An 8,497-nucleotide genomic window follows, 5' to 3' on the forward strand; every position below is an offset into this window, starting at 1 on the left:
GCCCTGGATTGCTTCGGCTCCGCCTCGCAATGACGGAAGGAGAGACCGAAGCGATCAGCGGATCAGCCGGACACCAGATCGCCCGCATCCGCTCCCACCCCGCATGCACGCCACAATTGTGGGCACGATGGCTCCGCTTGGCCGGACGGCGAAGGGATTCGCCTCAAGACCGCGCCGGAGGGATCATGATGCACCCTTGGCTGGCCGCCGCTCTCCTGGCCGGCTCTCTGGCCGTCCCGGGCACGGCCCTCGGCGCCGAAGCCTCCGACCCGGCGCCAGAGGGCGAGCAGACGATCCGGTCGGCGCCGGACACCGCGTCCTACCGTCTGTTCGTGCCGCGCGGCTATGCGGCGATGCCGGCCCAGCAATGGCCGTTGCTGATCTTCCTTCACGACCGGGACGAACCGGGCGACGATGCGGACCGGCTCGCGCACGCCGGGCCCGCGGCCTTCCTCGCGGCCCATCGCGGGCTTCCGCTGTTCGTCGTCTCACCGCGGGCGGACGGGACCGGAGGAGCCTGGGATCTGGGCCGCCTGGAGCGGCTCCTGACGCATCTTAGGTCCACTTACCGGATCGATCCGGCGCGGATCTACCTGAGCGGCGCGGGAGCCGGCGGACGGGCGACGTGGACGTGGATGATGGAGCGGCCCCGTCTGTTCGCCGCCGGGACGCCGGTCGGTGGGCACGACGTCGTGACCGCGGACGAGGGGCTGGAGCGGATCTGTCTGCTGAAGGACGTGCCGATCCGAGCCTCCGCCATCGAGACGCCCCTCATCGCCGGAGAAGGGATCCTCAAGGCGATGTCCGCTCAGGCGCGATGCCCCGGCGGAACGCGGCCCGCCCGGCTCGAGGTCTCGAACGACAAACGGCTCTCGGTCCGGAAGTCTGCCATCTACAACCGGCCGGACTGGTGGCTGTGGCTGCTGGAGCAGCGGCGGCCGACGACCGAGTGAGGGTCGGGCAGGCGGACAAAATGGAAGCGCCGTTCCGGCCGGAACGGCGCCCATCATCCTTGCCACCCGAACTTGCCACGCGCACCCAACGGCTCGCTCCGAGGGGGCCCGGCGAGGCGCCGGCGGCGACCGGGACCGACTGCGGTCAGCGCGGCGCCAGGATCATGATCATCTGGCGGCCTTCGAGCATCGGCTCGCTCTCGACCTTGGCGATCTCCTGGGTCTCCTGCTTCACGCGCTCGAGGAGGCGGAGGCCGATATCCTGGTGGGCGATCTCGCGGCCGCGGAAGCGGAGGGTGACCTTGACCTTGTCGCCTTCCTCGAAGAACCGCTGCACGGCCTTCATCTTCACGTCGTAATCGTGCTTGTCGATGCCGGGGCGGAGCTTGATCTCCTTCACCTCGACCGTCTTCTGCCGCTTGCGGGCCTCGTTCTGCTTCTTCTGTTCGTTGAAGCGGAAGCGCCCGTAATCGAGGAACTTGCAGACGGGAGGGACGGAGTTCGGCGCGATCTCGACGAGATCGAGACCAACCTCTTCAGCCATGGCCAGCGCGTCGAAGAAGGGCACGACACCCCGGTTCTGCCCGTCCTGGTCGATGAGCTGGACGTCGCGGACGCCGCGGATGTCCCGGTTTGCGCGCGGCCCGTCCTTCTGCGGGGCCGGCATGGCTCTCATTGGTCTGCGAATGGCTCAGTTCTCCTGTATCAACGACAAAACGGCAGCCTGAGAGCCACCGCGTCTGGCGAGCCCCGGCCACCGATTGATCCGGCTCGGCCGGACGGCACTAACTTGGCAAATCTTCTTGCCGAGTCAACTCATGGGGCTGATTTCGGTTCATCCCTATCACGGACCTGTCACGGGCCTCACGGGTTCGCCCGGTTCAGGAGATCGGCGTAGACGCCCAGCGTCGCGCCGGTCATCCGGTCGAGGGAGAAGTTCGCCTCGACATGGCCTTGCGCCCGGCGGGCGAGGGCGTCGCGGGCGCTGGCGCCGAGCGACAGCGCCTCCTTCAGCGCGTCGGCGAGCGCGGCGGCGTCGCCCGGCGGCACGCGCCAGCCGGTGCGCTGGCCGGGCTCGACGTCGGGGGGCGCCAGCACCGTCTCCGGCACGGCGCCGAGATCGGAGACCACCACGGGGATGCCGAGCGCCTGCGCCTCGACCGCGGAGCGGCCGAAGGCCTCCGGTTCCACCGAGGGCACCGCGACGACGGAGGCCGCGCGGAAGGCCGCCGGCATGTCGGTGCAGTGGCCGACCCGGCGCACGATGCCCGTCAGGCGGCGCGCCTCGATCAGCGCGTCGAGCTCGCGCTCGTAGGCCGAGCGCCCCTGCGGATCGCCCGCGAGCACGACGGCGAAGTCGGCGAGGCCCTGGTCGCGCAGGTGCGCGGCGGCCTCGATGAGCACCCGCTGCCCCTTCCAGGCGGTGAGGCGGGCGGCGAGCAGCACGACGCGCTCGTGCGGCGCCACGTTCCAGGCCCGGCGCAGGCTCTCGACCCGCGCGGCGGCCACCGCCGCGGGGGTGAACGCCGCCAGATCCGTGCCGCGGTGGATCACGGTGATCCGCCCCCCGGCCTGTTCGGGATGGGTCCGGCGGATCAGGTCGGCGGTGTAGTGCGAGTTGGCGATCACCACGTCGCCCCGCGCCATCACCGAATTGTAGAGGATCTTGACGCTGGTCCGGCCGGAATAGCTGCCGTGATAGGTCGTCACGAAGGGGAGCTTCAGCCGGCGCGCGGCGCCCAGCGCGACCCAGGCCGGGGCGCGGGAGCGGGCGTGCAGGATCTGCACGCCCTCCCGGCGGCAGAGCCGCGCGAGCCGCTCGACGTTGAGCGCCATGGCGAGCGGGTTCTTGGTGTTGGCCGGGAACGGCACCCAGATCCCGCCCTTGGCCTGCAGCTCGCCGACGAGCCGCCCGCCCTCCGTCGCCACGAGCGGGCGCGCGCCGGCCTCGGCCAGCGCCGCCGCCACATCGACGGTGGTGCGCTCGGCGCCGCCCGCCTCCAGCGCCGGGATGATCTGCAGCACCGTGACGCCCGCCAGCGGCGAGGTCTCGGACAGCTGCACCGGGCCGCCGGACGGGCTGCCGCCGTTCATCGCGTCACCCGAGGCGGGACGGTCGCTTGGAACTGGGTCATGGGGTAAGGATCGTCCCCGCGGCTTTACGGTTCGGTAAACGAAGCGTCGTCGGCTTGTTTCAGAATCACAGGATTTTCCGCGCCCGTGACTCAACCCATGCGTCCGTCCGAGACTTCTCCGAGCGACCTGCCCGTCGCGACGCTCGATGTCGGAGGCCCGTCCCCGCGCCGGCTCGCGGTGCGGGTCCGCGAGGGTGGGGGACCGCCCGTGGTCTGGCTCGGCGGCTTCCGCTCCGACATGCGGGCGACGAAGGCCGCCGCCCTCGACGCCTGGGCCGCGGGCAGCGGCCGGCGCATGGTGCGGTTCGACTATTCCGGGCACGGCGAGTCGGGGGGGCGCTTCGAGGACGGCACGATCTCCGACTGGCTGGCGGATGCCTGCGCCGTCATCGACCGCTTCGCGGACGAGGGGCCGATCCTCGTCGGCTCCTCCATGGGCGGCTGGATCGCCTGCCTCGTCGCCCGCGAACGGGCGCGGCGCGGAGCGCCTGTCGGCGGGATGGTGCTGATCGCGCCCGCCCTCGACTTCACCGAGGCGCTGATGTGGGACGCCTTCCCGCCGGAGGTCCGGGAGACCCTGGAGCGCGACGGCGTGTGGTACCGGGAGACGCCCTACGCGCCGGAGCCCGATCCGATCCGCATGGCGCTGATCGCCGACGGGCGGCGCCACCTGCTGCTGGATCAAGGTCTGGAGCCGGGCTGTCCGGTCCACATCCTCCAGGGCATGGCCGACCCGGACGTGCCCTACCCCCACGCCCTACGCATCCTGGAGCGCCTGCCGGCGCGCGGGTCGCGGCTGACGCTGATCAAGGATGGCGACCACCGCCTGTCGCGGCCCGAGGATATCGACCTCCTCGTGCGCACGGTCGTGGCGATGGCCTGATCATCTCCGATTGATTCCTTCGGTGCCCCTCTTCCCGTCATTCCGGGGCGCCGAAGGCGAACCCGGAATCCACCCGTGATGCGCGGCTATGCGTGGCGTCACGGGTGTGTCCCGGGTTCCGCTGCGCGGCCCCGGGATGACGGGAGGCGGCACCGAATAAGTCGAGCGGCCTCCGTATGGGACGCGTCCCCGCCCTCCGGCGGGGATGCGCCGTTCAGTGCAGGCTCACCGGGTAGAGCTGGTGGGCCATGGCGTTCGCCACGGCGACCTCGCGGGAATCGGTGAGCAGGATCGGCGCGCCGCTCGCCGAGAGCAGGGCGAACAGGTCGAGGCCGGGGCTCATCTCGGGCGCCTGCGGGAACAGGCTGCGCACCTCGTCCGAGCGGATCGGACGGACATAGGCGATGTGCCCTTCGCCGAGGGCGGCGAACTCCGCCGGATCGATGGCGGGGGTGGCAGTGGTGTCGATGGTCAGGTCGGTCGTCGTGACGTCGGTCATGGGATGCCCTCCTTCCGAGGCAGAGCGTTGAACCGGATATGGTCCCGCGCATCGGCGGCGACAAATCCGGGTTGGGGTCGAGGTGTGGGCGACGGGCGGGCGCGGTCCGCGGTGCATCGACGCGGGATCGCCCGCATCGCCGGCTGTGACCCGTCTCGGAATCCTCACGGATCCTTGGCGGCGATGGCGATCTTGCGCACGATGCGCTCCGGCTCCGGGCGCGCGAGATCGATCGCGAGCAGGCCGTTCGACAGTTCCGCCCCCAGCACCTCCATGCCGTCGGCGAGGAGGAAGGCCCGCTGGAACTGCCGCGCCGCGATGCCGCGGTGCAGGAATTGGCGGGCCTTGTCATCGACCTGCCGTCCCCGCACGACGAGCTGGTTCTCCTCCAGGGAGACGTCGAGCTGGTCCTGCGTAAATCCGGCGACTGCCAGCGTTATGCGCAAGCGTTCCGGCTCGTGCTCGCTGCGGGCGATGCGTTCGATGTTGTAGGGCGGATACCCGTCGCTCGCCGCCTTGGAGACGCGGTCGAGTGCCTGCTCGATCTCGTCGAAGCCGAGCAGGAACGGATACCCGAACGGGGACGGCCGCGTCATCGTCACTCAAACCTCCGGCAAGGCCCTGGGGGTCGAACGGCGTCGAGCCCTTGGCGGCACCTCGCGGTGTCGAGCCCGCCTCGCGGCAGCGCTCTTGAGACGGGATATGGAAAGCGCAACAGCGCCGATCAAGGGCGCGATCCGGGTCGCCGGACCCCCCTCGATACGGTCCGGACCGGCGCCTCCGGGATGAAACGGCAATGCAAATCGGGACGATTGGGAAAGGCGACCCGATCGCGGGCGTGCCCTCCAATAGTTTGGAATTGCTCTGAAATTCTTGGCAAACCTTGATCAACACCCTGCTTGTCGGATAGGCACGCCCGCAAACGTACACGGTGCTGTGGGGAGCGCCGGGCGTGACCTTTGCTGTATCCGCACATCGCCGAGCGGCCGGAGAGCGTGCCGCGGTGATCCGGTCCGGGAAGACGAGGCCCGTCGGTGCCGTCGCGACCCGGTCGAGGAAACCTTTGGCGAGGAGACCTTCGGGACAGCGGCCGTCCTTCGGCCTTCGGGTCGAGCGGTCCGCTCCGGATTCTCCGGGGCACCGCGAGTGGGGAGATGAGATCGTCGTGATTCAGGGAGGCTGGGGAATGGGGCGTGCAATGCCGGGATGCCGCGGGATCGGGGGACGCCTCCGGGCGGGCTTCGTCCTCGTCGCGGTCCTGACCGCCTCGATTTCGGGCGCCGCGGCACAGGACGCGTCGCCCGCGGCCAAGCCGGACGTCAAGTCGGAGGCCAAATCCGACGCCCCTCCCCTGAAGATCGAACTGAACCGGCTCGAGCCCGCGGGCGACGCCTGCCGCACCTACATGCTCGTCGACAACGGCCGCGGCCCCGCGCTGAAGTCGCTCAAGGTCGACCTGTTCGCCTTCGACACCGAGGGCGTCGCCCAGAAGCGCCTCGCCGTCGAGCTGGGACCGGTCCAGGAGAAGAAGACCGTGGTCCGGCTCTTCGACTTCGCCGGCCTCGCCTGCCCGAAGATCGGCCGCCTGCTGCTCAACGACGTGCTCGCCTGCGAGGGCGGCGACGCCACCCGCGAGAGCTGCCTGGAGCGGATCGAGACCACCAGCAAGACGTCGGCCGCCTTCGATCGCTGAAGGCCGGCCACGCCCGTCCCATCGGCGCGGCCGGGGGCGACGGGCGAACATTGGAGCCACGAGGAGTAACACATGGATCCGACCTCCGTGCCCGCCGAGGCGGTCGCCACAGCTCACGACATGTCGTTCATCGGCCTGTTCCTTCAGGCCGACCCGATCGTCAAAAGCGTGATGATCCTGCTCGTGGTGGCCTCGCTCGCCTGCTGGACCGTCGTCTTCGAGAAGCTCGTGCGCCTCGCCGCCGCCAAGCGGCAGGCCAAGGCGTTCGAGGCGATGGTGCGCTCGGAGGGCACCATCGATACGGGGCAGAAGGGCATCGCCGGCCACGTGGTCAAGGCCGGTCTCGACGCGTGGCGCGACCAGGATTCCAGCGAGAGCCGGGCCGAGCGCCGCGAGCGGATCGAGCGCGCCATGAAGGGCGCGCTCGGCGTCGAGGTGAAGCGTCTCCAGGCGGGCCTGTCGCTGCTGGCGACCTCCGGCTCCACCGCCCCCTTCGTCGGCCTGTTCGGCACGGTCTGGGGCATCATGAACTCGTTCTCGTCGATCGCGAAGAGCCAGGATACCAGCCTCGCGGTGGTGGCCCCCGGCATCGCCGAGGCGCTGTTCGCCACCGCCATCGGCCTCGTCGTCGCGATCCCGGCGGTCATGGCCTACAACAAGCTCTCCGGCGACGTCGCCCGCATCCAGTCGGGCTTCGTGTCCTGCATCGCGGTGCTCGGCAACCGCCTCGCCCGTGACCGCGGGCCCCACGCTCGCGCCGCCGCGGCCGAGTAGGTCTTCCGCCTCGCGCTAACACCCCGAAACCCTCGACGCGACGCCCGCCCTCCGGCGGGACGCCGCCGACGCCCGGGAGGGCGAAGTCATGGCCATGGGAACCGCTCGTTCGGCGAGTGACGACGAGGACGGCCTCGACGCGACGCCGATGTCCGAGATCAACGTCACGCCGATGGTCGACGTGATGCTGGTGCTGCTGATCATCTTCATGGTCGCGGCGCCGCTGATGACGACCGGCGTGCCGGTGCAGCTGCCGAAGACGACCGCCGCCAAGGTGGCGCAGTCGCAGAAGCCGCTCGAAGTCTCCATCGACAAGGACGGCATCCCCTACATCGCCAAGGACGGCTTCACGCCGGAGACGCTCATGCCGCGGCTGAAGCAGCTCAAGGCGGAGAACCCGGATCAGGTCGTGCTCGTGCGCGGCGACCGGGACGTGCCCTACGGCAAGATCATGGAGGTGATGGGCCTCGTCGGCCAGGCGGGCTTCACCAAGGTCTCGCTGATCGCCCAATCGGGCGGCGGCGCGCCGGCCGCAGGGACCGCCCGTTAAGCCGATGGCCGCTCCCAAGCCAGCTCCGAGGCCCGCGCCCATGCCGCCGACGCCGGCTCCGATGCCCGCCCCCATGCCTGCCCCTACGCCCGCCCATGGCGGGTACGGACTCCCCTCGGGTCCCTCCGAGGGGGGCGGCCAGGGCCGCCTCGCGGCCGCCTTCGTCGTGGCGCTCGCCCTGCACGCCGCGGGATTGCTCGGCATCGCCTATCTGCGCCTGACGCCGCCCTCCCCCCCCGGCGACCAGGAGATCACCATCGATCTCGCGCCGCAGATGGCGGAGGCCGAGACCCAGGCGCCCGCCGAGACGGCGCAGTCCGAGGCGGTTCCCGAGGAGGCCAAGCCCGAGGGCGAGCCGGAGACGGCCCAGCCGGTCGAGACGCCCCAGGAGGTGCCGCCCCCGCCGCCGCCGGAGATGACCCAGGTCGCGCCGGAGGAGGTGCAGCCGCCCCCGCCCACCGAGATGACGCAGGTGATGCCGGAGGAGGTGCAGCCGCCGCCTCCGCCGCCGGAGGCCGTCACCGAGGTCCCGCCCGACACGCCGCCCCCGCCGCCGGAGGAGCAGATCATCACCTCGCAGGCGCAGGAGGCGGAGCCGCTGGCGCCGCCCCCGCCGGTGGCGGCTAAGACCGAGCCGCCCAAGCCCGATCCCAAGATCGAGGAGCGCCGCAAGGCCGCGCTGGAGAAGAAGCGCGAGGCCGAGCGCGAGGCGCGCCGCAAGGAGATCCTGGAGAAGAAGCGCGAGGAGGCGCAGAAGGAGGCGCGGATCAAGGCCGCCAAGGCGAAGGCCGAGCGCGACGCCGCCCGGCGCGCCCAGGCCGCGCAGGCCGGCAATGCCCAGCGCAACTCCGCCGCCACCTCGCGGCAGAGCGCGACGGGCGCCGCCGCCGCGGCCAGCGACGCCAACGCCATGGCCGCGGCGGCGGCGCCCGTCGCGCTCTGCCGCGAGGTGGCGGCGGAGTTGCGCTGGGCATTGCCGGCCTGCGCGGCCTGGGCGCGCCGGGCGGCGT

Annotated in this window: 10 protein-coding genes; 6 read left to right on the forward strand and 4 right to left on the reverse strand. The window is 71.2% G+C overall.

Going from position 1 to position 8,497, the window contains the following annotated elements:
* The first annotated feature begins 185 nt into the window (after positions 1-185).
* A complete protein-coding gene (locus MFF42_RS17470) occupies positions 186-953 on the forward strand; it encodes a carboxylesterase family protein (protein WP_238256885.1) in 768 nt (255 codons plus the stop codon).
* A gap of 145 nt (positions 954-1,098) precedes the next feature.
* On the opposite strand, the gene infC is transcribed toward MFF42_RS17470, so the two are convergent.
* Positions 1,099-1,620, reverse strand: a complete 522-nt coding sequence (gene infC, locus MFF42_RS17475) for a translation initiation factor IF-3 (RefSeq protein WP_231346348.1) — start codon at positions 1,618-1,620, stop codon at positions 1,099-1,101.
* Between the two features lie 197 nt (positions 1,621-1,817).
* Entirely contained in the window at positions 1,818-3,047 is a 1,230-nt protein-coding gene (locus MFF42_RS17480; RefSeq protein WP_238256886.1) for a glycosyltransferase family 4 protein, read from the reverse strand.
* Positions 3,048-3,185: 138 nt separating this feature from the next.
* Here MFF42_RS17480 and MFF42_RS17485 point away from each other — a divergent pair, with 138 nt between their 5' ends.
* A complete protein-coding gene (locus tag MFF42_RS17485) occupies positions 3,186-3,971 on the forward strand; it encodes an alpha/beta hydrolase (RefSeq protein ID WP_238256892.1) in 786 nt (261 codons plus the stop codon).
* A 214-nt stretch (positions 3,972-4,185) separates the two neighbouring features.
* Here MFF42_RS17485 and MFF42_RS17490 read toward each other — a convergent pair whose 3' ends face one another.
* Complete coding sequence (locus MFF42_RS17490; RefSeq protein WP_052300104.1) at positions 4,186-4,470, reverse strand: BQ00720 family protein; 285 nt, start codon at positions 4,468-4,470, stop codon at positions 4,186-4,188.
* 164 nt (positions 4,471-4,634) lie between these two features.
* Positions 4,635-5,066: an Hsp20 family protein gene (locus tag MFF42_RS17495; RefSeq protein WP_238256887.1), complete on the reverse strand. Its 432-nt coding sequence runs from the start codon at positions 5,064-5,066 to the stop codon at positions 4,635-4,637.
* 590 nt (positions 5,067-5,656) lie between these two features.
* Here MFF42_RS17495 and MFF42_RS17500 point away from each other — a divergent pair.
* From MFF42_RS17500 to MFF42_RS17515, 4 genes are all read left to right on the forward strand, one after another.
* Positions 5,657-6,163, forward strand: a complete 507-nt coding sequence (locus tag MFF42_RS17500) for a Tat pathway signal protein (protein ID WP_238256888.1) — start codon at positions 5,657-5,659, stop codon at positions 6,161-6,163.
* A gap of 72 nt (positions 6,164-6,235) precedes the next feature.
* Positions 6,236-6,937 carry a MotA/TolQ/ExbB proton channel family protein gene (locus MFF42_RS17505; protein WP_238256889.1) on the forward strand — a complete coding sequence of 234 codons (702 nt, stop codon included), beginning with the start codon at positions 6,236-6,238 and terminating at the stop codon, positions 6,935-6,937.
* An 88-nt stretch (positions 6,938-7,025) separates the two neighbouring features.
* A complete protein-coding gene (tolR, locus tag MFF42_RS17510) occupies positions 7,026-7,487 on the forward strand; it encodes a protein TolR (RefSeq protein WP_238256890.1) in 462 nt (153 codons plus the stop codon).
* A gap of 73 nt (positions 7,488-7,560) precedes the next feature.
* Positions 7,561-8,497, forward strand: a 937-nt coding sequence (locus MFF42_RS17515; protein WP_238256891.1) for a protein TolA, incomplete at its 3' end; no start/stop codon positions are given.

Origin of the sequence: Methylorubrum podarium, assembly GCF_022179745.1 — a bacterium.
Taxonomy (GTDB): domain Bacteria; phylum Pseudomonadota; class Alphaproteobacteria; order Rhizobiales; family Beijerinckiaceae; genus Methylobacterium; species Methylobacterium podarium.